General features: G+C 59.8%; 23 protein-coding genes and 3 pseudogenes. 15 read left to right on the top strand and 11 right to left on the bottom strand.

Going from position 1 to position 21,934, the window contains the following annotated elements:
- Positions 1-82: 82 nt before the first annotated feature.
- Positions 83-613, bottom strand: coding sequence for a dihydrofolate reductase family protein (locus J3O30_RS05935; protein ID WP_207583331.1), 531 nt, complete (start codon positions 611-613; stop codon positions 83-85).
- Positions 614-956: 343 nt separating this feature from the next.
- Here J3O30_RS05935 and J3O30_RS05930 point away from each other — a divergent pair, with 343 nt between their 5' ends.
- Together J3O30_RS05930 and J3O30_RS05925 are read left to right on the top strand one after the other, a co-directional pair.
- The gene (locus J3O30_RS05930; protein ID WP_207583330.1) at positions 957-1,730 is read left to right on the top strand and encodes an NYN domain-containing protein; all 774 of its coding nucleotides are present in this window, start codon (positions 957-959) and stop codon (positions 1,728-1,730) included.
- A gap of 340 nt (positions 1,731-2,070) precedes the next feature.
- The gene (locus J3O30_RS05925; protein ID WP_207583329.1) at positions 2,071-2,865 is read left to right on the top strand and encodes a transglutaminase domain-containing protein; all 795 of its coding nucleotides are present in this window, start codon (positions 2,071-2,073) and stop codon (positions 2,863-2,865) included.
- A 106-nt stretch (positions 2,866-2,971) separates the two neighbouring features.
- Here the strand turns inward: J3O30_RS05925 and J3O30_RS05920 are convergent, their stop codons facing one another.
- The 5 genes from J3O30_RS05920 to J3O30_RS05900 form a co-directional block, all read right to left on the bottom strand.
- Positions 2,972-3,424, bottom strand: a complete 453-nt coding sequence (locus J3O30_RS05920; RefSeq protein WP_207583328.1) for a hypothetical protein — start codon at positions 3,422-3,424, stop codon at positions 2,972-2,974.
- Positions 3,425-3,594: 170 nt separating this feature from the next.
- Complete coding sequence (locus tag J3O30_RS05915) at positions 3,595-4,359, bottom strand: hypothetical protein (RefSeq protein ID WP_207583327.1); 765 nt, start codon at positions 4,357-4,359, stop codon at positions 3,595-3,597.
- A gap of 30 nt (positions 4,360-4,389) precedes the next feature.
- On the bottom strand, positions 4,390-4,650 hold the full coding sequence (locus tag J3O30_RS05910) for a hypothetical protein (RefSeq protein WP_207583326.1): 261 nt from the start codon (positions 4,648-4,650) through the stop codon (positions 4,390-4,392).
- A 90-nt stretch (positions 4,651-4,740) separates the two neighbouring features.
- Positions 4,741-6,045: an ATP-binding protein gene (locus tag J3O30_RS05905; RefSeq protein ID WP_207583325.1), complete on the bottom strand. Its 1,305-nt coding sequence runs from the start codon at positions 6,043-6,045 to the stop codon at positions 4,741-4,743.
- A gap of 1 nt (position 6,046) precedes the next feature.
- Positions 6,047-6,706 carry a response regulator transcription factor gene (locus J3O30_RS05900; protein WP_207583324.1) on the bottom strand — a complete coding sequence of 220 codons (660 nt, stop codon included), beginning with the start codon at positions 6,704-6,706 and terminating at the stop codon, positions 6,047-6,049.
- Between the two features lie 200 nt (positions 6,707-6,906).
- Between J3O30_RS05900 and J3O30_RS05895 the strand changes: the two are divergent.
- The 3 genes and pseudogenes from J3O30_RS05895 to J3O30_RS05885 form a co-directional block, all read left to right on the top strand.
- Positions 6,907-7,386, top strand: a pseudogene (locus tag J3O30_RS05895) (response regulator); the annotation flags it as partial.
- Positions 7,387-7,864: 478 nt separating this feature from the next.
- Positions 7,865-8,347 (top strand): annotated as a pseudogene (locus J3O30_RS05890) (adenylate/guanylate cyclase domain-containing protein); the annotation flags it as partial.
- A 217-nt stretch (positions 8,348-8,564) separates the two neighbouring features.
- On the top strand, positions 8,565-8,765 hold the full coding sequence (locus tag J3O30_RS05885) for a hypothetical protein (protein WP_207583323.1): 201 nt from the start codon (positions 8,565-8,567) through the stop codon (positions 8,763-8,765).
- A gap of 106 nt (positions 8,766-8,871) precedes the next feature.
- On the opposite strand, the gene J3O30_RS05880 is transcribed toward J3O30_RS05885, so the two are convergent.
- Both J3O30_RS05880 and J3O30_RS05875 read right to left on the bottom strand, forming a co-directional pair.
- Positions 8,872-9,309, bottom strand: a complete 438-nt coding sequence (locus tag J3O30_RS05880) for a VOC family protein (RefSeq protein WP_207583322.1) — start codon at positions 9,307-9,309, stop codon at positions 8,872-8,874.
- 332 nt (positions 9,310-9,641) lie between these two features.
- Entirely contained in the window at positions 9,642-10,214 is a 573-nt protein-coding gene (locus J3O30_RS05875; RefSeq protein ID WP_207583321.1) for a hypothetical protein, read from the bottom strand.
- A 14-nt stretch (positions 10,215-10,228) separates the two neighbouring features.
- On the opposite strand from J3O30_RS05875, the gene J3O30_RS05870 reads away from it, so the two are divergent.
- The 3 genes and pseudogenes from J3O30_RS05870 to J3O30_RS05860 all read left to right on the top strand — a co-directional run.
- Entirely contained in the window at positions 10,229-10,765 is a 537-nt protein-coding gene (locus J3O30_RS05870) for a DUF992 domain-containing protein (RefSeq protein WP_207583320.1), read from the top strand.
- A gap of 150 nt (positions 10,766-10,915) precedes the next feature.
- Positions 10,916-11,446 (top strand): sugar O-acetyltransferase, encoded by a 531-nt coding sequence (locus tag J3O30_RS05865; protein ID WP_207583319.1) that lies wholly within the window; start codon positions 10,916-10,918, stop codon positions 11,444-11,446.
- Positions 11,447-11,847: 401 nt separating this feature from the next.
- Positions 11,848-11,982, top strand: a pseudogene (locus tag J3O30_RS05860) (transposase domain-containing protein); the annotation flags it as partial.
- Positions 11,983-12,036: 54 nt separating this feature from the next.
- Here J3O30_RS05860 and J3O30_RS05855 read toward each other — a convergent pair.
- Positions 12,037-12,843: a sulfite exporter TauE/SafE family protein gene (locus J3O30_RS05855; RefSeq protein WP_207583318.1), complete on the bottom strand. Its 807-nt coding sequence runs from the start codon at positions 12,841-12,843 to the stop codon at positions 12,037-12,039.
- 297 nt (positions 12,844-13,140) lie between these two features.
- Here J3O30_RS05855 and J3O30_RS05850 point away from each other — a divergent pair, with 297 nt between their 5' ends.
- The 3 genes from J3O30_RS05850 to J3O30_RS05840 all read left to right on the top strand — a co-directional run bounded on the left by J3O30_RS05850 (position 13,141) and on the right by J3O30_RS05840 (position 15,178).
- Positions 13,141-13,578 (top strand): GNAT family N-acetyltransferase, encoded by a 438-nt coding sequence (locus J3O30_RS05850; RefSeq protein ID WP_207583317.1) that lies wholly within the window; start codon positions 13,141-13,143, stop codon positions 13,576-13,578.
- Positions 13,579-13,806: 228 nt separating this feature from the next.
- On the top strand, positions 13,807-14,628 hold the full coding sequence (locus J3O30_RS05845; RefSeq protein WP_207583316.1) for an MBL fold metallo-hydrolase: 822 nt from the start codon (positions 13,807-13,809) through the stop codon (positions 14,626-14,628).
- 70 nt (positions 14,629-14,698) lie between these two features.
- Entirely contained in the window at positions 14,699-15,178 is a 480-nt protein-coding gene (locus tag J3O30_RS05840) for a hypothetical protein (protein WP_207583315.1), read from the top strand.
- A gap of 238 nt (positions 15,179-15,416) precedes the next feature.
- Here J3O30_RS05840 and J3O30_RS05835 read toward each other — a convergent pair whose 3' ends face one another.
- Positions 15,417-16,748, bottom strand: coding sequence for an alkyl/aryl-sulfatase (locus tag J3O30_RS05835; protein WP_207583314.1), 1,332 nt, complete (start codon positions 16,746-16,748; stop codon positions 15,417-15,419).
- A gap of 241 nt (positions 16,749-16,989) precedes the next feature.
- Between J3O30_RS05835 and J3O30_RS05830 the strand changes: the two genes are divergently transcribed.
- Positions 16,990-17,667: a winged helix-turn-helix domain-containing protein gene (locus tag J3O30_RS05830; protein ID WP_207583313.1), complete on the top strand. Its 678-nt coding sequence runs from the start codon at positions 16,990-16,992 to the stop codon at positions 17,665-17,667.
- A gap of 3 nt (positions 17,668-17,670) precedes the next feature.
- Positions 17,671-19,068: a HAMP domain-containing sensor histidine kinase gene (locus tag J3O30_RS05825; RefSeq protein WP_207583312.1), complete on the top strand. Its 1,398-nt coding sequence runs from the start codon at positions 17,671-17,673 to the stop codon at positions 19,066-19,068.
- 4 nt (positions 19,069-19,072) lie between these two features.
- Here J3O30_RS05825 and J3O30_RS05820 read toward each other — a convergent pair whose 3' ends face one another.
- A complete protein-coding gene (locus tag J3O30_RS05820; RefSeq protein ID WP_207583311.1) occupies positions 19,073-19,921 on the bottom strand; it encodes a glycosyltransferase family 25 protein in 849 nt (282 codons plus the stop codon).
- A 303-nt stretch (positions 19,922-20,224) separates the two neighbouring features.
- Between J3O30_RS05820 and J3O30_RS05815 the strand changes: the two genes are divergently transcribed.
- Both J3O30_RS05815 and J3O30_RS05810 read left to right on the top strand, forming a co-directional pair.
- Positions 20,225-20,695: a nucleoside deaminase gene (locus tag J3O30_RS05815; protein ID WP_207583310.1), complete on the top strand. Its 471-nt coding sequence runs from the start codon at positions 20,225-20,227 to the stop codon at positions 20,693-20,695.
- Positions 20,696-21,114: 419 nt separating this feature from the next.
- Positions 21,115-21,810, top strand: coding sequence for a class I SAM-dependent methyltransferase (locus J3O30_RS05810; RefSeq protein ID WP_207583309.1), 696 nt, complete (start codon positions 21,115-21,117; stop codon positions 21,808-21,810).
- Positions 21,811-21,934 lie beyond the last annotated feature (124 nt).

The raw sequence follows: 21,934 nt of genomic DNA, 5'->3' as shown, positions 1-21,934 counted from the left end.
CGACTGCAGTCACGGCGCAGAAGCACGAGGATCAGTCATCGTGGCTGCCGCGTCGACGCGATCGATCCGGCAAATTGCCCGATCAGGCAGGAACATAGGTCAATCTGATCGCCTCCTCGCCGATCCGATCGCTGGCGACAAGGCGGAGCGGCGGCCGGGGGCCGGTGAAGAACGGCTTGCCGCGGCCGAGCACGACGGGGTGGAAGTAGAGCCGATATTCATCGATAAGGCCGAGGTCGGTCAGGCTTCCCGCAAGGTCCGGCCCGGCGACTTGGATCTCCCCGGCAAGCCCGGCCTTCAGCCCGCGGATCGCCGCCTCGACATCCTCCGCGACAAGGGTGGCATTGGGGCCGACCGACTGCAACGAGCGCGACACCACCCATTTCGGCTGGCTCCGCCACGCCATGGCGAAGTCGCGTAAATCCGGGGTCCATTCAGGATCGTCATCGTCCCAGTAGCGCATGACCTCGTACATGCGGCGGCCGTAGAGGCTACCGCTCAGGCCGCGCACCTGCTCGATCCAATGGCGAAAGAGGGTGGCGTCGGGCGCAAATTCCTGGTGGTCGACGTAGCCATCCAGCGACAGGTTCATTCCGAAGACGAGCTTCGCCATGTCATATTCTCCATCCCGGGTTCTTCAGGATAGCTTACGCCACTGATAGGGGTAAGTGAGCTAGGCATAAATTGCACGATTTACCGGTATTGTGGAGCAAGCGCCGCAAGAACCTGACGAGCACTAACGTCCGCACGCCACGTTGATGCGCGGCGCGACGAAGGCCGATGATCATCGTAGTGCTGGCGCCCCACTTTATCTTACCAATCAGGATTGACATTCTTCGCGTTGACTGCTTCTGCGAACTTTTCATTCTAGCGATCTATAGATGTACTGTCATCCAGGATCGTAGTTGCAATAATCAGGACAATGTATACTTTGCGAGCAACGCGGGGAGAGGTAAATGGCAGCAAAAAATTCCGGAACCTTAGCGGTGCTGATTGATGGCGACAACGCTTCGCCGAAGATCGTCGTCGGCCTCATGGCGGAGATCGCCAACTGCGGAACGGCCAGCGTCAAACGCATCTACGGCGACTGGACGGGTCCGAACCTAAAGGGCTGGAAGGAATGCCTGCTCGAATATTCAATCCAGCCTATTCAGCAATTCGCCTATACGACCGGAAAAAACGCGACCGACGGCGCAATGATCATCGACGCCATGGACTTGTTGTATACTGGTCGTTTCTCGGGCTTCTGTATCATCTCCAGTGACAGCGATTTTGCGCGACTGGCGGCGAGAATCCGGGAACAATGCGTCACTGTCTATGGGTTCGGTGGGAGGAAGACGCCTCGTTCCTTCATCACGGCCTGTAATAAATTCGTCTATTTCGACGTCCTCAATGCTCAGGCTGCAGAAGTCGACGAAGCAGCGGCCCCCGCCCAAAAAACCACAGTCCAGGCCAAACCTACGGCTACGAAGGCGCCGTCTAAAAAGGCTGGATTGGATAAAGCGACACGAGACATGTTGACCAAAGCGATCACCGCAACTTCTGATCAAGACGGTCGAGCAAATCTAGCTGAAGTGGGAGGGCATCTGGTGAAGCAAGCGCCTGACTTCAAACCACGCAAGTACGGCTTCCCCAAGTTGAAGGATCTCGTGAGGTCGTCAGGTATCGTCGATGTAGAGCACGCACCGAATAACCCGAAAACAATCCTAGTTCGCCTTAAGAAGGCGTAAGCCAGCAATAGACGTGAGACCGGGATTGCCCCGCCAGCCGATCGGGCAACGCGTCGCGGACCAGGGAACAAAGTTATCTGGCGAAAGTAAGGGTGCTGAGCCGTGCAGAGGCAAAGCATTGAAGTGCTGCCTCCCAAGCTACTTCAGCATCTCTGCACGGCTCACCGAACAGTAACCCGGCCGCGGCCGAAATTGTTCCCGCTCGCTCTTTTCGCCCAGATCCAGAATCGCCTAAACCTGTCATTGTGGCTGTCGCAAAACTCCCTATCCTGCGATGTTGCAGACGGCGGTAAAATCATTGCCGGTTTGATCTCGCAACGGGAAAGGCAACCATAGCGACATGGAGGAAAAGAAACGCTGGACCAACCATAGTCAGATGTCCGATCCAATCCATCACAGGCCTTTGATGGCGGATTTGCCGAACGGGGTCGGGCGATTGAATGAAATTATTCAAGGCGTGCTCGTTCACGCCGATTGGGCAGCAGAATACGGTCTCGACCAAACAAGGTTGGACGCATCGGCGAGAAAAACATTGCCGATCGCGCAACGCTTCGACGATGTGTTCGCCAGAGATCCTCAGCCGCTCCACTGCCGGCGTCCCGCAGAGAGACGATCCACCGGCACGTGTCGCGATTTTGCACTCGCATTGTCTTCGATCCTTCGCAGCAAAAGTGTTCCCGCACGCGTGCGCTGTGGCTTCGCCTCCTACTTCTCGGCAGGATGGGAGGATCATTGGGTTTGTGAATATTGGAGCGCGGCAACCAGACGCTGGCATTTGAGCGACGCGCAAATCGACCGGATGCTGAAAGAGAAAAAACAGATCAAATTCGACCCAGCCGACGTACCGCGTGACTATTTCATGCCTGCAGGAGAAGCCTGGCTGAAATGCCGTCGAGAGACGGTCGATCCTCAGGCATTTGGCCACGGTGAGGTGAATGGCCTGTGGTTTGTGAAGATCAATGTCATCAGAGATCACTACGTGCTGAATGGCCGAGAAACCTCCGATTGGGATCGGTGGCGCGAAGCAGATTTTTCTCAAAGGCTGATACGACCGCAAGACCTGCCGCTGCTGGACAAACTCGCCAGCGATCCCGCGCAGGATTTGATCGAGGTCTTGCCGGACTGGCTGCCATAAGATGCCTGAAGCCGGCTAGGCTTAAAGTCTTTTCGCGCGGTTTAGTGGGATTCATTCCCGCTGCTTGTGGTTGGATCCTCGGTCAAGCGAACTTCAATAACGGAAATCATGCTTGGAAAAAGCTTATCTGATAATCTTCGAATTCACCTGATCTCTCCGGCTGAACAAGCTCTACGACGAATGTACGATCAGGAAATTGCCACCCAAGCTTTGCGATGTAGATTTCGCGCAGGCGTTCGCCCAGGATCGCCAGCTTGTCGCCGGCTACATCCGTGCATGCCGAGTGCTGAATGTCAGCGATGTGAAAATGATTCATCACCCATTCGATAGACTGGCGCGTTGCCTCAGGATTTCGTTCAAAGGATCGCAAGCCCTCCAAATTGAAACCGTCAACGAGAACGTATTTTTCAAACGCGACGAAGCGGGGCCAGAATATCTCTGAATAGCCTACTGCGAGCGAGAAATTTCCGCTGTTGGCGGTCCAGTCCCGGAGGCTGATCCCTCGACCATCATTCCCGGCTGCGAGTTCTGATTTCATACTATCTGGAATGTTTGCCAATCGTGCCCTCCCGGTCATGTAAACGTGCCGAGACCAGAAGAGCCTAACTCGTCGCTTCTTTCAAGGAACGGTGGGAACTCTTGGCGTCCGGTTGCGCCGGAAGCTGCCCACCCCGCCCCGAACCATCGTCATCTTCACTGCGGCCGGCGCTATGCCGTTGGTCAGTGATCTCAAGGAAGGGTCGGCGCGCGCATGTAGCGGGCTGTCGCGTAGACGACCGTCGCTATGATGGCAAGGAGGAAACCAAGACTGGTGGTGACGGTACCGAGGCCGAGGCCGCCATATTCCATCGGCTGGGACAGGAGGTCGCCGAAGGACGCGCCGAGCGGGCGGGTCAGGATGTAGGCCAGCCAGAAGGCGGTGGTGGCATCCAGCTTGAACTTGTAATAGGCCACCGCGATCACCACGATGATGCCGCCAAACAGAAGGCCCGTATTCAGGTAGCCCAGTTCGAAGCGTTCCGCGACCTGGTCGCCGACCGATGTGCCGAGGGCAAAGGTGAACAGGATGGCGAGCCAATAGAAACTCTCGCGCCGTGGTGTCAGGATCGAGTGGATGGAGAGCGTGCGGTCCACCCCGTACCAAATGGCGAAGGTGACGGCGAGCGCAATGCTGAAGCCCACCGTGGTGGTCATCAGCGAGACCCCGAAATTGTCAACGAGGTTATCGGTGACAAGGGTACCCACGACGCTGATCAGGACGACCGTCAGCCAGTACGACCACGGAACATACTTGCCCTGGTAGAACTGGATTGCGAGTGCGCAGAGAAACACGCAGGCCATGAAAATCGACGTGGCGGTAAGGCCATAGCCGAGGTTGACGTTGAGAAAGTCTGCTGCGGTCTCCCCCATGGTGACCGCCAGCAGCTTGATCAGCCAGAAGTCGACCGTGACCTCGGGGACGCGGCTGGCAGATTGACTGAATGATGTGCTCATCTTGGTATCTCCTGAGGTCACGGGCGCGGCTTACTTGCCAAGAAGCTTCATGGCGTCCATCAGGAACTGGTCGGCACGCTTGTCGTCATCGGCATTGCAGCGCTCGACCGCCTTGGTTTCCAGCTCGTCGGCCTTCTTCATCACATCGGCCGACACCTTGGCGGTCCCCTTGGCCGCGCGGTATTCCTTCAATACGTCCTCGCACGGGCGCGAGGCTGCATTGGCCTGCGCGACGAAGGCTGCGGAGCCGAGCGTGAGGGCGGTGAAGATCAGTTTGGCGGAACGGTTCATGGTGTTTGTCTCCATTGGTTTGTCGTGCACCTGTCGGGGTACGCTCAAAGCATGGGGCGCAAGGCTTAGGAGAAACTTAGAGCCGCCGGATCAGGCGAGAGGCCATTCGAGAACGACCCGCAGGCCGCGTCCTGCAGGATTGTCCATCAGCCGGATGGTGCCACCGTTGCGGCCGGCCAGATTGCGGGCGATCGCAAGGCCGAGGCCGCTTCCATCTGTTTTAGACGGATCGATACGGTAGAAGCGGTCGAACACGCGCTCGCGCAGTTCGGCTGCAATCCCCGGCCCGTTGTCGGTCACGGAGAGAACTGCGTGATCGTTGCGTGTCAGCACGGCAAGATCCACTTGCCCGTGGTCCGGCGTGTATCGCAGCGCATTGTCAACGACGATATCGAGGATGGCGGCCAGTTCCACGGGGTCGCTCCTGACCACGCAGGGAACCGATTGCACCATGCCGAGATCGATCGCTTTTGCGTCGGCCGCTGCCAGGAACCGGCTCAGGCACTCTTGAAGCGCTTCGCCAAGATGGACTGTGGCCGCCTCGCGGCCGGCCCCCTCGCCGCTCTCGCTGCGAGCCAACCTGAGAAGCTGGGTAGACACCTGTGTCGCCCTGCGCACGCCGGCCTCCAGGTCGGCGACGGCCGCGTCGCGCTCCTCCGGCTGCCCAGCCTGCCTGAGATTATCGATCTGGAGGGAAAGCGCCGTGATCGGTGTCCTGAGCTCATGGGCCGCATCTGCAAGGAAGGCACGCTGTTGCTCCAGCGTGGCGCGGACGCGGTCAAACGCGCGGTTGATCGCCAGCACCAGCGGACGCACCTCCACAGGGGCGTCCTTGACCGAAAGAGGGTCAATGTCCTCCACGACGCGGCGTTCCACCCGGCCCGCCAGGATATGGAGACGCTCCATGATCGCACCCACCAGCCAATAGGCGGCTAGCCACGACAGGGGTATGGCCAGCAGGAACGGCCATGCGGTGTTCCAGGCGGCGTCCGCCGCAAGCTCATCGCGCTCGGCCGTGCGCTGGGCGACCATGACGGTACGGGCTGGATCGCCCTTGTCGGTAAAAAGCCGCCACTCCTCGCCATCCGCAAGGAAGGTGGAGAATCCGCCAGAGGCGGGTGGTGGGAAAACCACACGCGGATCGTTCGTCCGGGTCGCCCGCGCATCCGCGAAAGTGATCCTGACAGCCACAATCTCATCGCTGGAGGCTCCCGCGCTCGCCAGAGGTTCAAGACCGCTGCCATCGCCGACCACATGAGCGATCTGCTGGAGCTGGAAGTCCAGGATGCTCCACGCCTCAAGACGTGCGCTGTAATAGGAAAAGGCTGCGGCAAAGGCCGCAAGAGCCGTTAAAAGCGCGGAAAAGACGAGAATGAACGAGCGGCGGAGCGACATGTCAGGCCTTCGGGATCGTCCAGCCGGCGCCGCGCACATTGCGGATAACATCCTTATGGAAGCGCTTGCGGATATAATGGATCAGAACGTCTATCGCATTGCTTTCGATTTCCTCGCCCCAGCCGTAGATACGCTCTTCAAGCTGACCGCGCGAGAGGATCAAACCCGGTCGCTCTGCCAGTGTCCGCAGAAGTGCGAATTCCCGCGCAGACAGGGTTTCCGTTGCCTCCCTGAACGTTACAGCATGCGTTGCGAGATCCAGCGTCACCTCTCCCGCCTGAATCAGCGACTGGGCATGCCCGGCCTTGCGGCGCATCACCGCCCGGATACGGGCCAGCAGCTCATCGAGCTCGAAAGGTTTCAGCACATAGTCGTCGGCGCCGAGGTCAAGGCCCTTCACACGGCTTGGCAGATCGTCGCGTGCGGTGAGGATGAGGATGGGAACGCCTTTGCCTGCCTTGCGGATCGATTCCAGCACCTGCATGCCATCGATCCGGGGCAGCCCGAGATCCAGCAGGACAACGCCGTATTCCACAAGGCCGACGGCTTCCAGCGCAGCCTTTCCGTCCGTCACCCAATCCACGGATATGGCATGCCGCCCCAACCCTTTCAGCAGGGCTTCGGCAATCATCCGGTCATCTTCGACAAGCAACAATCTCATATATCAAACGTAAGCGGTCTGGTGAAACTTGTCTTCTGCTGACTGGGGCAGACGACAGGCATAAAACCATACGGATCGATTTTTCCAGCAGCGCCGTCTGCCGAGGACGTCCCCGCCCCCACCTTACAAATCCGTAAGTTGTCGCCAAAGCGCCTCCTCAGCTAGAGTGCTTTAGGGCATGCCGGGAATGATCGGGGCTGATGCGGATCCTGCTTATCGAGGACGATCGGAAGACGTCCGATTATATCGCCAAGGGCCTTTCCGAGGCAGGCCATGTCTGCGACGTGCTCGGCGACGGCCGCGATGGGCTGTTTCAGGCGCAGCGCGAAGCCTATGACGTCGTCGTCGTCGATCGCATGCTGCCGGGGCTCGACGGGCTGGCGATCGTCCGCTCGCTGCGGGCGGCCAAGGTCGGCACATCGGCGCTGTTCCTGACGTCGATCGGCGGCGTCGACGATCGGGTCGAGGGGCTGGAGGCGGGCGGCGACGATTATCTCACCAAACCCTTTGCCTTCTCCGAGCTTCTGGCGCGCGTCAATGCGCTTGGCCGCCGGCCGCCGGTGCAGGAGCAGAGGACGGTGCTGAAGGTTGCCGATCTCGAGCTCGATCTGATCCGCCGCGAAGCCCGCCGCGCCGGCCAGGTGGTCGAGCTGCAGCCGCGCGAGTTCACCCTGCTCGAGGCGCAGAAGGCTGGCGCGCCTCTGATTCCTCGCCGGGGCAGATCATCGAATATGCCGAGCCGGAATTGAAGTGTTGGATGCCGATGCCCTCGGCCAATCTCGCTCGCATCTCGATGCCCTCCCCCTGGGAAGGCGACGACGCCCAGCAGCTCGATGGGTCGGGGATTTAAGAGATAACACTCATCGATAAAGTCTTCAGCCCGCGCGGATCACCGCGCGGCGTCATCCGCGAGAAGTGTGGCTGACTGACTGCAACGAGCGCGACACGGCCCACTTCGGCCAGCGCTGCCATGAGTTTCAGGTGTTGACATCTATGCAGAGGTTGATGGCTGTTGACCGCTTATTCTGAGTCTACTGTGAATAGCGCACCCACCATAATGAGACTTCGTGTCGCCCTTTTCCGTAATCGAAATAATCCACCGGCAGACCAGCCGCTATCTTAGCATCCGACATCGCCATTCGTTCCGCCATGCATGAGTTATCAAGCATTGCCGAGCGCAATGGCGGGGCCGTCGTGCAATATCTCGGCGATTCCATTTTCGTCATGTGGAATGCCCCGGTCGACGATATCAGCCATGCCGAACATGGTTGGCGATGCGCACTGGCGATGAAAGCGGCGGTCGACGGCTTGAACGAAGCCAATCTCAGCAATGGCCGCCCCGAGCTCCTGACGCGATTCGGATTGCACACCGGCCCGGCCGTCGTCGGCAGCTTCGGGGCGATTTCGCGTCAGCAGTACACGGCGATGGGCGATACGATCAATGTGGCATCACGGCTGGAAGGCATGAACAAGGATCTGAACACATCGATCCTGACAAGCGCCGCCACCCGCGCCGCCGTCGCCGACCGCTTCGACTTTCGCCCCTTCGGCCTGGCCCCGGTCAAGGGACGCGCCGAGAAGGTCGACATATGGGAGCTTGTCGGGGAAATCAGCGACGAGAGCAGATCCTGCGATCGATGAATGACGGCGCAGGTCGAAGCCGATTCAAGATTCACTTTGGAGAGGTAGATGATGGCACGAGTCTTAAGCGATGATCTTCGATTGCGAGTGTTGAAATATGCGGAATTGTGTAGCAACGGAAAGGTGCCCATCATTCCAGCTTCTCGAAGAACCGCCACGGCCGGTTAAGTCCACTAGCTTGCTCCCCCGAAAATCTAAACTCTCGAAGAGGATTTCCATGCAAAGTTCGCGCAAGGACCTGCTGATCGCACTGGCTCTGATAGCTGCGGGCTTCGTAGGCTTTTTTCTTTTTCTCTATCTCACAGGACACGATCCGGACGAGCGTCCATTGACCCTGATCGAATGGGTGATCGGTGGCATCCTGATCGTGCCGGGGTTTGGATATCTCGTGAAGTGGAGACGGGCGAAGGATGGCTAGAGCAATTCCAGAAAAAGCGCGAAGCGGTTTTCCGTCCGGAATTGCGTAAAAACAAAAATTTAGAGCGGTTCTGCGCTTCCGTGAAAAGCTGAACCGCTCTTGCTGCTCAGTTGAGCTCCTGCGCGAGTCCGACAAGAAGCCCCTCAGGCCCGCGGATGTAGCAAAGCCGATAGGACTCCTGATACTGAACGACTTCGCCCACTAGCTCCGCGCCCCGCGCACGCAGTCGTCCAAGCGTCTCGTCGACGTCGTCGACGGTGAACATGGCACGGAGGTAGCCAAGCGCGTTAACCGGGGCATCGCGGTGATCGGCGACGACAGTCGGCCGCAGGAAGCGGGAGAGTTCTAGCCGGCTGTGTCCGTCCGGCGTGCGCATCATTGCGATCTCGACATGCTGATCTCCCAGTCCGGTGACGCGCCCGGCCCACTCTCCCTCAATCGTGGCCCGCCCTTCGAGTTCGAGGCCCAGTTCGCGAAAGAAATCAATCGCCACGTCGAGGTCTTCGACGACGATCCCTACGTTGTCCATCCGCTTGAGCGCCATGCTTGTACTCTCCCCCTTGTCGTTCGATTTCCTTCCAGGACGTGCATGGGCCATCGCTCCCGACATCGCTATCAGAATCTTTAGGGAAAATGTCTGGAAGGATCGATCGGGCGCGCACTCTGCAATTCCGAACAATAAAAAAGGCCGGGCGAAACGCACCGACCTTCTCAACATCGCTCTTCACACCAGTGCCAGTACATCCGTGGTCAAGGGCAGATTAACGACTTCGGCGTCGCGAACGCTCCTGTGGAGCACTCACCAGCGATGCCGATGGGCAGTATGTAGCCGCTGATTGTGTTCAATTCAAGTCCACAGCGTCAAGTTATGCCGGACTAGGTCCTGTTGACAAAGTTCTCCATCATCGAATTCCAGCGAGAGCGTGGGAAACGGGTCGGCGCGCAGAGCTTCGAGACGCTCGGTCGTGCGGCGACCTGACGCAGAGCGCGCATGTGCCTTCGTTCGGCGTAGTCCGCCCCGAACAGCAAGAAGTCACGGACGAACGCATTCATCTTGCCGAGCACACGCTGGATCGTGCGGCCCGAAATCTTGCAGACGCCGTCCTCGTCGACGACGAGGACGCGGAGATGATGATAATCGCCTCCGGGCTTCACGAGCCTCGTCATGATGCTCCCGGTGCTCTCCCAGTCGCCGCTGTTCGAAACCGCGGTCTGTGCCGCCTCCTCGATGAGCTTGCTGACGACGGTTCCGTACCGGGCGGAGCGGTTACAGCTATCGATCGCCGTCGTCCGTCCGCCGGGAGCGAAGCCGCCGCATACCAGTCCGCCGCCCGGATCTACGTCGGCGGCCGCCGCTTCGAATCCGGCAGGGTTGTCGACTTCTCGAAGGAAAAGCCCCAGTCGGCGCTTGAACGAAGTTTGTTGGAATGCGTTTACCGCGGTATTCATGAAAGGAAAATCCCATGAACAAGCTCATGATGACCGCAGCCGCAGCTACCCTCGGCGTCGTTCCCTCGTTCGTCCCGGCAGCAGAGGCTGCCAGCCAGCCCAAGCAACCGAAGCATGCCGCTCAGCAGGTCGTAAATACACCGAAGACCCGTCTTGGAACCCTGTCTTGCGAAGTCGCAGGTGGCGTCGGCATGGTCCTCGGTTCGAGCAAGGCGATCGACTGCAGCTTCAAGCAGAAGACCGGCAAGGTTGAGCACTACACCGGTACGATCGGAAAGCTCGGCCTTGATATCGGCGTAACCGGCAAATCGTACCTTAGCTGGGTCGTCGTCAATACTGCCCCTACGCGCGTAGGCGACGGCGCCCTTGCGGGTACCTATGTCGGCGCGTCAGCCAGTGCGTCCGTCGGCGTCGGCCTCGGTGCCAACGCGCTGGTGGGAGGAAATGCGAAAAACTACGCATTGCAACCACTCAGCGGTGAAGCCGGAACCGGCCTGAATGTGGCTGCAGGCGTCTCCCGTCTCCAGCTTAAGGCTGCGCGGCAGCGCTAGGAATTGCCTAAAACGCGAATCTAGGAGTTGCGTGAAGCGGCCAAGGGTGCTTGCCTCCTTTAGCCCATAGCGGACATGGGCTAAAGCACTTTTCTCTCATTTTCCAATGACATCATCTATAATTGCGCCGAATCGCCGGGATACCAGCATATGACAAGTTCAGCCCGCTCCGCCGAAGGTCGCGCCCGCTTTGAAAATGTGCAACGGGCGGTCCGCCTATCGGCAAGACTTAGCGCGATCGGCTTCGACGATCTTCCCGGCCTGCGCTCCGCCTTTGAAGAGCTAGTAGGAAAGCCAGTGGGCGATCGGTTCATGGTGATCCCTCCTTTCTCGACCGACTGCGGCTTGAACATAAGCGTGGGAGCCAACGTCTTCATCAACCAGGGTTGCCACTTCATGGATATGGGCGGCATCGCTATCGGCGATGACGTAATGATAGGGCCGAAGGTAACCATTGTTTCCGCGGGACACCCTGTGTCTCCTTCGAAGCGTCGAAACGGTATCACTGCGGCACCTGTCATCATTGGCAAGAATGTCTGGATCGGCGCTGCGGCTACCATCCTCCAAGGCGTCACCATTGGTGAGAATGCCGTAATTGCAGCCGGTGCAGTGGTTAGTCGAAGCGTCCCGGCGAACTCTATGGTAGCCGGGGTGCCAGCCCGAGTGATCAAGCATCTGTAGTCGAGCCTCTCGCCATGTCCGACATTGGCCCAAACCGGGCTTCCTTCTCAATGCAGCTGGCCGCAATCAGTCCCTCGTGGTTTGAGTGTGAATAGGCCTCGAACATTGACCCTTTACTTGTCTTCACGCCCGTAGTTGATGGCCCCTTGAATAGGTGGCATCATCATGAGCATGGGTTTAGACCGCAAACAGCAGGTACGCGGGACGACGCCGCCGTCAGTAGAGCAGCAGAAACCTCGAATTTCGAACGATAAAACACGGCGGCGCGAACCCGCCCCGTGCTTCTTCTCACACAGTCCACTCTGAAAAGCCCTGCCATTCCAGGCCAACCGCATCGGGCAGAATTCTTGATTTTTGCACGATACCGTCAACCCCCCTTATCAGTTTGGCGACGGTTGAGAGAGAGCTGAACGACCATCGCCTCGCTCGTCGAGACCTGCAAACTCAACGGCGTTGATCCGCTGGCCTATCGGACCGCCACGCTCACCGCCATCGTCAACGGCCACAGACAGAGCCGGATCGATCAACTGCTGCCAGATTCCTGTCGCAGGACCGCTGAAGATCATGAGGTTGCGGCAGGACGCCCGCGGTCATGCGTGCCGCCATACCTTGATTGCGGAAATCACCAGGATCACAGCAAGGGCAGGCAGCAGCACGACACTCGGGACGATGCCGAGGAGCTGTCCGCCGATAAACGCGCCAAGGATCGATCCAAGGGCCATGACGAGCAGGAACATACGGTTGCTTCTGATGACGGCAAAGCTTTGGTCACGGCTGTAGCGGGTAAAGCCGACGACCATCGTCGGCAGGCTGACAGCCAGGGAAAGGCTACCTGCGAGCTTGATGTCTGCGCCGAAGAGAAGAATGAGGGTTGGAATCAGAAGCTCGCCGCCCGCGACCCCGAGCAGGGATGCCACGATACCAATCACGAGCCCCGCGACCACGCCTGCTATGATCTGCGCAGTCCCCGTCACAAGGGCCGACCCGGCTGAGATGTCGTGACCTAACACCAGCACGCCCGCGATCATGAGCAGCAAGATGGCGATCACCTTGTAGAGCGTCTCGGACTTCAGTCGCGTCGCCCAGCCCGCGCCGAGCCAGGCACCCGCGAGACTTCCGGCCAGGAGGTTGACGATGATTGGCCAATGCGCCGCAATCTGGTCGAAAGGAACCGTCGCCGCCCGAAATGGCAGAGCGAATGCTACGACGACCAGGCTCATGGCCTTGTTGAGGATCACCGCCTCCAACGCTGCAAAGCCGAACGGAGCGATCAGAAGGGGCAGACGGAATTCTGCTCCTCCAAGTCCGATCAGGCCACCAAGGGTGCCGATAGCCGCTCCGCAGATAAACGCCGCTGGCCGATTGCTGGAAAGGTCCTTCAAGGCGGGATCGGCCATGGCGTTATGTTCTCAAGGAAATCACGGGCCATGACCTATGACCCGGAAGCCGCGCATCGACAAGGGTAGCATGGCGCGTGTCACCGCGAGTGGCGCATGGCAAACCTGCGAACCATGCGGCGCCCAGAACATGAGTTTCTCGGTCAACCTGCCTATGTCGCCGAGTGCGCTCTTCACGTCATCCGTCTCTGTACATATGTAAGTATCCTGACTTTTGCGGCGAGAATTGTTGTGATTTTCATCGCAAAAATGGCACTGGATGAATTCAGTGCCAGATAACCTTGAAAGCCACACCCCATGACGACCGTGATCCGCCCCATCGCTTCGCCGGACGAGGCACAATGGCTGCCGCTCTGGCAAGGCTATCTGCGCTTCTACCGCCACCGCCTGCCGGAGGAACTCACGTCGCTCGCCTTTTCGCGCCTGGTCGATCCCGGATGCCAGCCGCATGGGCTGGTGGCCGAGCGCGACGGCGCTCTGATCGGGTTTGCCCATTATCTGTTCCATCCATCGACCTGGGCAGCCAACGACGTCTGCTATCTCGAGGATTTGTTCGTTTCGCCTGAGGCGCGCGGCAGTGGCGCCGGGCGGGCCCTGATCAAGGCGGTCTACGACTACGCCGATGCGTCCGGCGCGGCCACCGTCTATTGGATGACGCAGGAGTTCAACGCCGATGGTCGTGCGCTCTACGATACGCTGGCGCGACGCACCTCTTTCATCCGCTACGAACGCTGACAGAGCCGTGCCGGATGCCGGCGGGCGTCAGCGAGGTGAAATCGACAGCGATGCCGATATTCATGCCTGGGCGCTCGCGCGGGATGATCGGATTGCATGTCCTGTCGAAGCTGTTCCGGGACGCGGGTGGGCTGTGGCTCTACCGACGTGAAGCGATCCCGGCCAAATCGTCGAATACGACCGGGATGCTGGCCCTGAACACGTACCAAGCTTGCGAGGAACCTGACCATGACATGTCATATCTGCACCGCCTGCGGCACTCAGTTCGGCGAAAGCACGGAGCCACCCTCTGCCTGTCCCGTTTGCGAAGATGATCGACAGTTCGTGCCGCCATCAGGTCAGGCATGGACGAACATGGCGGTCATCGGCTCGACCCATAAAATACTCTGGACCGAGGAAGCCAAGGGCCTTCACTCTCTTCAGATGTCACCAGAGTTCGGGATCGGCCAGCGAGCCTTCCTCATCGAAGGCCCCGACGGCAATATTCTGTGGGACTGCCTCAGCCTGCTGGACGAGACCAGCATCACGAAAATTGCTGCCATGGGCGGCCTTGCGGCCATCGCGATTTCGCACCCGCATTTCTATTCGTCGATGATGGCGTGGAGTGAAGCCCTTGGCGACGTGCCTGTCTATGTCCACGCCGATGATAGCCAATGGGTGCGGAGATCAGGGCCGGCACTCAGCCCATGGACGGGCGAAATCTTCGAATTGAACCAGGCGACCCTGGTCCGCTGCGGCGGCCATTTCGCCGGCAGTTCGGTGCTCTATTGCCCCTGGCTGGAAGACGGACGGGGTGCGCTGTTTGCTGGTGACACAATGCAGGTAACCCTCGATCGCAGATATGTCAGCTTCATGCGCAGTTATCCGAACCTCATACCGTTAAATGCGCGCGCGGTGAAAGGCATAGGAGAAGCGGTGCGTCCCTTCCGGTTCGAGGCGATCTATGGAGGATTTTCAGGCAGGACGATCAAACGCGAAGGATCGCATGTCGTGGAGCGATCAATCGCGAGATACATCCGGGCGATCGAGGCCGACCCACAACAGGACTAGGCCGTGAACCCATAAGTCTTGATGACCGCCCTGGGTGGAACCCGTCATGCAAATCGACTAGTCGTAGTCCATGCTTAAGTTTGTAGAACAACAGCTCGGCCAAGGTTGGGTCGCCGAGCCAAATGCGCCAGAGCCTCAGGTTTCAGTTGCAGGCCCCTCGGTCAACGTCTGTTTCCGCTCGTATAGGCCCGTGCAAGACAGAAAACCGTCGGGTATTCTCAGGGCTTTGAACCTATTTTCGAAGGCCGGTCCGAAGTTTGATGAGACATGGGGCACTCTAAGCTTCATTGGTTGCAGCCGGTGGCGCTGGGACGACACCAACGATCATGAATGGTATAAGGTAGATGGCCATGGTCGCTACAGTGGCATAGCCCCGCGTTGGGGCGAGTTCTATGAGTTAGTTGGCCACGACACGATCCGCGATGCCGTGCCTTGGGAGACAATCCGGGCAGACACCGCTAACTCCCGACATTTCCTCTATTATTTTCGCGACGAAACGCTTGAGTTCATGGCCGAGGAGTGGTCTTTCATCCCTAGCCTGACGGTCTAATTTTGCGTTCGTTTGGAGCTGAGACTTTCCTGTAGTAGCGGAACCTGATTCAGATTCCAGGATGAGCCGCTATGATCTAACCGACGTTGAATGGCGCGTAGTTGCGCGGATTTTACGAGCTTGGGTTTAAGCGCCATCTCTCTCGCTCATTGAGCAAGCCGCCCCAAGGCTGCCACCATGACGGACGGCAACTTCGCGCAGTAGCGCGTTATATCTACACGATTATGCATCCGTTTCTTCAGGCTGGACTACGGAGACCATCACCGTCGTCCAGATAGCGAGCCTTCAAATCATTGGCGACCGATAGATAATAGTTTCGAGCAGTGGCGTTCATTTGGCGCTCCCCTAGCTCGCGCAGCGCTTTCATCTTGACTGTCATCGCCGCGCGGTTGCCGGGCTCGAGGTCGAGCAGATAGTCCGCTTGCTCTGCAGCCCACTGAAACTCACCGGCTGCGAGCGCCGCTTCAGCACTTTCCAGCATTTTGGCGGAGCCGCCCGACATCGCTACGAGTTTTCCCGCTCGCTCTTTCGCAGGAAGGGGCCAAATATTGGTTGGGTTACCATCGAACCAGCCTGCATTCTGGCAATAAATGCCACGGATCGACCACAGCACGGTCCCATAGAATTCCTGCAGGTAGGGATGCTGCGCTAGCTCTTCAGGCAACTTGATTTGCTGTACCAGCTCATCAGGGGTCATACCCTTGGCAATGCCTTCCATCGTCTTTTCGTACACGAACTTGATGGCATCCCGATAAGCCGTCAGTGCGTTGCGAGCATCGGCCGCATTCTCGATCACACCCATGTGGCCCGGTACAATAAAATCCGCTTCGAGCGAGAGCAGCTTGTCCAAGCTCTCGATCCACTTATCTGCCGGGCGCGTCGGCAGGCCGCGCAACGGAGCGATATTCGGAAAAGTCTTCAGCAAGACATCGCCGGCGATGAGTACCTTTTGCTCCGGGAGCCATACCGAAATGTTGTCGTCCGCTTCCCCAGGGGTCAAAATCGGTTGAAGTGCGATACCTGCGATAGTGATAGGTTTCTCATCACCATCGAACGTATTGGTCGGCGGCAAAAAACCTTGGCGGGTATGAGGCATCGTCCTGCCGTATTCCAACTGCGTGCCCGCGTTGATGAAGTCCTCGGCCGGAAGATGCATGCCGAAGGCATCGCCTCCATCGCGCTGACCGCGACCCATGCTGGGTGTCGCAGAACGCAAAAGCTCGTGGCTATAAATTCCTGGGTTTTCATTGCCCGCGAACACAGTCGCACCGCCCGTATGGTCGGGGTGATTATGGGTATAGATGATCGCCTTGACGGGACGAACGAGGTGAGAACCAAACGCCTCTACGATGGCCGTCGCATCAACAGGATTGGCGGCGGTGTCGACGATAATCGAACCTCCCCGGCCGGCAATCAAGGTGACGTTGCTCGCCGAGTAGCCGATGGCGGCATATACCCCGTCGGTGACGTGGACGACGCGTGGCCGAAATTCCTCCGAATGGGCAATCAGCTTCTCCCTACCAATGAACTCGTCTTGAGAGCCGGTTTGGAGTGTAGGTTTAATGGTCATGGCATCCCGTTTCCGTCTGTCGTCGCGAAGGCATCTTACTAATCGGGGGCCTGAGGTCGAGAACTTCATGGCCGCAATTGAACCTATAGAGCCTTTGGAAACATATACCCTGCGGGATAATTCCACGGCAGGAGGCCCTGACTGAGCAGGGCCCCCGCACCTTACCAATCCGTAAGTTGTGGCCAAGCCGGCGCCTCGGCTAAATTGCCCGCTCCAGGCATGCCGGGAATGATCGGGGCCGATGCGAATCCTGCTTATCGAGGACGATACCAAGACGTCCGACTATATCGCCAAGGGCCTTTCCGAGGCAGGCCATGTCTGTGACGTGGTCGGCGACGGCCGCGATGGGCTGTTTCAGGCGCAGCGCGAGGCCTATGACGTGATCGTCGTCGATCGCATGCTGCCAGGGCTCGATGGGCTGGCGATCGTTCGCTCGCTCCGGGCTGCCAAGATCGGCACATCGGCGCTGTTCCTGACCTCGATCGGCGGCGTCGACGACCGGGTCGAGGGGCTGGAGGCAGGCGGCGACGATTATCTCACCAAACCCTTTGCCTTCTCCGAGCTGATGGCGCGCGTCAATGCGCTTGGCCGCCGGCCGCCGGTGCAAGAGCAGAAGACGGTGCTGAAGGTTGCCGATCTCGAGCTCGATCTGATCCGCCGCGAAGCCCGCCGCGCCGGCCAGGTGATCGAGCTGCAGCCGCGTGAGTTCGTCCTGCTCGAAGTGCTGATGCGCGGCGAAGGTCGGGTCATCACCAAGACGATGCTTTTGGAGCGGGTCTGGGATTTCCACTTCGATCCGAAGACCAGCGTCGTCGAGACCCATATCAGCCGCTTGAGGGCCAAGGTCGACAGACCGTTCCAGGCCCAGCTTCTGCACACGGTCCGCAACACCGGATACAGCCTGCATGCGCCGCGTTAGAACATGATGGCTCCCAACCCCACAGGCTTTTTGGCATCGTTCTCCAGCCTGCGCCGGAGCACGCCGTTCCGGCTTGCCGTCACCTTCGGCTTGCTCTTCGTCGTCACCTTCTTCTTGAGCGGCGCGATCATCTATCACATGCTGGACCTTGGCCTCTCCCGCGATCTCGAACAGTCGCTCACCGAGATGAATTCGCTGATCGTTTCGACCTACGAGCCCGGTGACACCGGGGATCTCGTCAACACGCTGAACAATTATGCGAGCTTCCAGTCGACCTCCGACGGGCTTTATTCGCTGACCGACCATGCCGGCAAGAAGCTCGCCGGCAATTTCGCCGCACCGCCCATCCCGAACGGCGTCTATACCGTCAGCTCGGGCGATGTCGGGCTGAAGGGGCATGAACGCTACCGGATGCAGGTGTCGACGATCGGCCCCTACAGCCTGGTGGTCGGCGACAACTTCAACGATGTCGACGAGATGCTGAGGATCGTGCTTGAAAGTTTCGAATGGGCCGCGGCGATCGTCGTGGCGACGGCGATCGGCGGCGGCGCCTTTCTCGCCGTTCGCGCCCAGGCGCGGCTGGACAGGGTGGCCAACACCATGAACGACGTCTCCCACGGCGCGCTCGACGCCCGCATTCCGATCAGCGGCAATGGCGACGATCTCGATACGGTGGCGATCCAGATCAACGCGGCGCTGGTGCGGCTGCAGACTTTGGTCGAGAGCATGCGGCAGGTGAGCACCGATATCGCCCATGATCTGAAAACGCCGCTCAACCGGCTGCGGCTGACGCTGGATGCCGCGGTGGCGGGCAATGACCGGCAGGCGGATGTGTCGGTCCTTCTCGACGAAGCGAGAAACGAGAGCGACCGGATCAACGCCACTTTCGAGGCGCTGCTGCGCATTTCCCAGATCGAGGCCGGCGCCCGCAAGGAGCGTTTCCAGCCGACCGATCTCGATGCCGTGCTTGCGGTGATTTCCGAGGTCTATGTCGATGTCGCCGAAGATGCGCAGAAGTCGCTGCGGATAACGGCGCGCGCTCCCGCCATCATCCGCGGCGACCGCGATCTGCTGACCCAGATGATCGCCAACCTGGTGGAGAATGCGATCAACCACTGCCCGGCTGGAACGGTGATCACGGTTTCGCTGCGCCGTGAGCACGATCGCGCCATCCTCTCGGTCGCCGATACCGGCCCCGGCATTCCCGCCGGCGAAAGGGACAAGGTGTTCCGGCGGCTCTACCGGCTGGACAAAAGCCGCACGACGCCCGGAAGCGGGCTCGGGCTCAGCCTCGTCAAGGCGATCGCCGAGCTGCATGCGGCCGAGATCACCATGGGAGACAGTCAACCCGGCCTCATCGTCTCGATCGCCTTCCCCCTACTCTCCGGGGAGCGGTCCTGACAGCTCAACCCGGCGAGCGATCCTGACCTTTCATCCCGGGTGAGCGGTCCCGACCGCTCACCCTTGATGCCGCGAGGCGGCTGAAGCGGGCAGCAAAGCGGCGTATTTCGGCAGCAGTGCGATAGGGCAGAACGCTCCACGGCCGGCGGCGGCCAAGCCGGTAGGCCGAAAGCCCTGCCTGGATCTGCGAGCAGGCATCCGCCCTTTGGCTGACCGGCAGCGGATCGACGAAGCAGGCGCTTAAGCCCTCGTCGAATTCCAGGTCGAAGGCGAGATCATAGGGCAGCCGCATCGGCAGCAGCGCGCCGACCATCCAGCCGGCCGCCCTGCGGTTGATCAGATAGGCGCCGGAGCCTTTCTCGCGGGTGAGCGCGATGGCGAGCGAGCGCGATGCCGTCAGCGGCGCCACTTGGTGTTTGCGCCCGGTGTTGACGGTGGAGAGACGCAGGATGTCCCAGCGCTCCTGGTGCTGCAGGGCAGCTTCCACCACATCGGCGAGGTCATCGTCGAAATCGAGGTCGTCTTCCAGAATGAGGGCGAATTCGGCGTCGCCGGAGAGGAAGCGCCAGGCGCATTCGACGTGGCTGAGATAGCAGCCGATCTCGAAAAGGTTCGGCCGGCGGCCATGCCGGCTCAGATAGGAGGCTTCGTCGAAATCCGGATGCGGCAGGCTGAGCGTTGCGCCATCCACCGCCGCCACCCGCTCGAAGGCAAGGCCGATGCCGGAAAGCAGGCGCTCCATGCGAAACCGCCGCAATGGCGCCCGGTCGAGATTGATCAGATAGGTGTTGACCCGCAGGCTGACCGGATGGATCGCCGGCATCAGGGCGGCAGGTGTAGCGTGCATGTTCATGAGAAATCTGGCCTTCGACCTGGCAATGACTGCGCCAAACCTGCGCTCGAAATCTCACCGGCACCTCGCCGGGGCTATACATTTTCGTAAGGTGGCAAGGGTTCGAGTGTGGGGCGGCTGACGTGCGGGCGCCTGCACCCGGACGAGACATCCGGCGGCGGTCCCCAGACGGCAGACTTTGCTAAGCGACAAGAAGACGGTTGCCGCGATCCGGATCGCCGATCCTCAATCGGATTTGCAGCCCTTGGAAATCCCGCCGATTCAAGACAGACTCGTCCCGCTCTAACTCTTGGGGACAATCTGATGGAAAACCACGAGCCGTTTTTACGCGAGGCGATTGCGCTCTCGAAATCCGCGATGGACCGAGGCGACGAACCATTCGGCTCGGTGCTGGTGAAGGACGGCGAGATCATCCTGCGCGCCGAAAACAGCGTCTTCACCGGCCACGATATGACGAACCACGCCGAGATGAACCTGGTTAAATCTGCGGCGCAGCACTACGACACCGGTTTTCTCGCCGACTGCACGCTCTACACCAGCACGGAGCCGTGCGCGATGTGCTCCGGGGCGATTTACTGGTCGGGCATCGGGCGTATGGTGTTTGCGTGCTCCGAAGCCCGGCTTGGCGAGATCGCCGGGATCGGATTGAACGTGCCGAGCCGGGCGGTGCTGCAAACCGGCGCGCGCATTGTCACTGTGGTTGGGCCGGTCCTCGAAGACGAAGCCGCCGCAGTGCATCAGGAATTCTGGCCGAAACATCTGGGCAAGGCTTAGCCTCAGCCGGGGGTTTGGGCGAAACGTCTCCCCAACCTCCGCCTGGGATCCATGTCCGCCGCTGACGGATGCCGCCGTGGATCCTCGGGTCAAGCCCGAGGAGGACGGAGTGTGGGGTGAGCTTTGGGGCAAATAGCATCGGGAATGGCGGGAGAGGCAACGTAAAGACTGCGGTTCACATCCAACGCCGACGCGCCATCCGTTGCGCAGGCCGGGAGTTTGGCGAAAACACATCCCCAATCTCCGTCATCCCAGGCCTTGAGCCTGGGATCCATGCCCGCCGCCGACGGAGCCCGCCGTGGATCCTCGGGTCAAGCCCGAGGAGGACGGAGCGTGGGGTGAGCTTTGGGATAAATACACTGTTGTGTCAGGACATGGGCGGCAATGAGCCGAAGCGGTCATTGAAGAAGGGGAAAATCTTGGCCGAGAATGATTATGATGCCTTCGCGGCGGCATACGACGCGGATAATGAGGCCAACGCCTGGAATGCCTATTACGAGCGGCCGGCCATTCTTGCCCTGGTCGGCGAGGTCGCCGGGCTTTCCGTGCTCGATGCGGGATGCGGCGGCGGGGCGCATGCGGCAGCGCTTGTCGAGCGTGGGGCTGTGGTGACCGGGATCGATGCCAGTGCCGGCATGCTGCAGATCGCGCAACGTCGCCTCGATGGGCGGGCGCGCCTGCTACAGGCGGATCTCGGCGACGCCCTGCCGTTCGAGGATCACGCTTTCGGGCTGATCCTCGCTTCGCTGGTCCTGCATTATCTGCCGGACTGGTCGGGGCCGCTCATGGAGTTCAACCGGCTGCTGCCGCAAGGCGGCCGCCTGGTTTTCTCGACACACCATCCCTTCATGGATCACCCGTCGAGCGGCCGCGACAACTATCTCGAGACCTACAGCTTTGACGAGACCTGGCAGCGCGGCGAAAAGCAAATCGCCATGCGCTTCTGGCATCGGCCGCTGCACGCCATGTTCGACGCACTCAAATCGGCTGGATTTCAGATCGATATCGTCAGCGAGCCGCAGCCAGATCCTGGCGCCCGGACGCTATTCCCTGAGGCCTATCGGAGCCTGACGATGACGCCGCGGTTCCTGTTCTTTTCGGTGGTGAAAACATGACGATGTGGATGATAAAAATTTTCCCTCCGCTCGGGAACAACAGCCTCCGCCAATCGTAAGTATGATGGGCCGTGCGGAGGTGCGTCATAACACAGCCATGCACTTCGATACTCTGTGCGGCCCA

It is taken from the genome of Rhizobium sp. NZLR1, from assembly GCF_017357385.1.
In the GTDB taxonomy this organism is placed as follows: Bacteria; Pseudomonadota; Alphaproteobacteria; order Rhizobiales; family Rhizobiaceae; genus Rhizobium.
The sequence above is the reverse complement of the archived record's forward strand: the minus strand, read 5'-3'. Positions and strand labels throughout refer to the sequence as shown.

Coding starts and splice junctions, on each gene's coding strand:
- J3O30_RS05935 (WP_207583331.1), bottom strand. CDS start 613: ATGGCGAAGCTCGTCTTCGGAATGAACCTGTCGCTGGATGGCTACGTC.
- J3O30_RS05930 (WP_207583330.1), top strand. CDS start 957: ATGGCAGCAAAAAATTCCGGAACCTTAGCGGTGCTGATTGATGGCGAC.
- J3O30_RS05925 (WP_207583329.1), top strand. CDS start 2,071: ATGGAGGAAAAGAAACGCTGGACCAACCATAGTCAGATGTCCGATCCA.
- J3O30_RS05915 (WP_207583327.1), bottom strand. CDS start 4,359: ATGAGCACATCATTCAGTCAATCTGCCAGCCGCGTCCCCGAGGTCACG.
- J3O30_RS05910 (WP_207583326.1), bottom strand. CDS start 4,650: ATGAACCGTTCCGCCAAACTGATCTTCACCGCCCTCACGCTCGGCTCC.
- J3O30_RS05905 (WP_207583325.1), bottom strand. CDS start 6,045: ATGTCGCTCCGCCGCTCGTTCATTCTCGTCTTTTCCGCGCTTTTAACG.
- J3O30_RS05900 (WP_207583324.1), bottom strand. CDS start 6,706: ATGAGATTGTTGCTTGTCGAAGATGACCGGATGATTGCCGAAGCCCTG.
- J3O30_RS05885 (WP_207583323.1), top strand. CDS start 8,565: ATGCAAAGTTCGCGCAAGGACCTGCTGATCGCACTGGCTCTGATAGCT.
- J3O30_RS05880 (WP_207583322.1), bottom strand. CDS start 9,309: ATGGCGCTCAAGCGGATGGACAACGTAGGGATCGTCGTCGAAGACCTC.
- J3O30_RS05875 (WP_207583321.1), bottom strand. CDS start 10,214: ATGAATACCGCGGTAAACGCATTCCAACAAACTTCGTTCAAGCGCCGA.
- J3O30_RS05870 (WP_207583320.1), top strand. CDS start 10,229: ATGAACAAGCTCATGATGACCGCAGCCGCAGCTACCCTCGGCGTCGTT.
- J3O30_RS05865 (WP_207583319.1), top strand. CDS start 10,916: ATGACAAGTTCAGCCCGCTCCGCCGAAGGTCGCGCCCGCTTTGAAAAT.
- J3O30_RS05855 (WP_207583318.1), bottom strand. CDS start 12,843: ATGGCCGATCCCGCCTTGAAGGACCTTTCCAGCAATCGGCCAGCGGCG.
- J3O30_RS05850 (WP_207583317.1), top strand. CDS start 13,141: ATGACGACCGTGATCCGCCCCATCGCTTCGCCGGACGAGGCACAATGG.
- J3O30_RS05845 (WP_207583316.1), top strand. CDS start 13,807: ATGACATGTCATATCTGCACCGCCTGCGGCACTCAGTTCGGCGAAAGC.
- J3O30_RS05840 (WP_207583315.1), top strand. CDS start 14,699: ATGCTTAAGTTTGTAGAACAACAGCTCGGCCAAGGTTGGGTCGCCGAG.
- J3O30_RS05835 (WP_207583314.1), bottom strand. CDS start 16,748: ATGACCATTAAACCTACACTCCAAACCGGCTCTCAAGACGAGTTCATT.
- J3O30_RS05830 (WP_207583313.1), top strand. CDS start 16,990: ATGCGAATCCTGCTTATCGAGGACGATACCAAGACGTCCGACTATATC.
- J3O30_RS05825 (WP_207583312.1), top strand. CDS start 17,671: ATGATGGCTCCCAACCCCACAGGCTTTTTGGCATCGTTCTCCAGCCTG.
- J3O30_RS05820 (WP_207583311.1), bottom strand. CDS start 19,921: ATGAACATGCACGCTACACCTGCCGCCCTGATGCCGGCGATCCATCCG.
- J3O30_RS05815 (WP_207583310.1), top strand. CDS start 20,225: ATGGAAAACCACGAGCCGTTTTTACGCGAGGCGATTGCGCTCTCGAAA.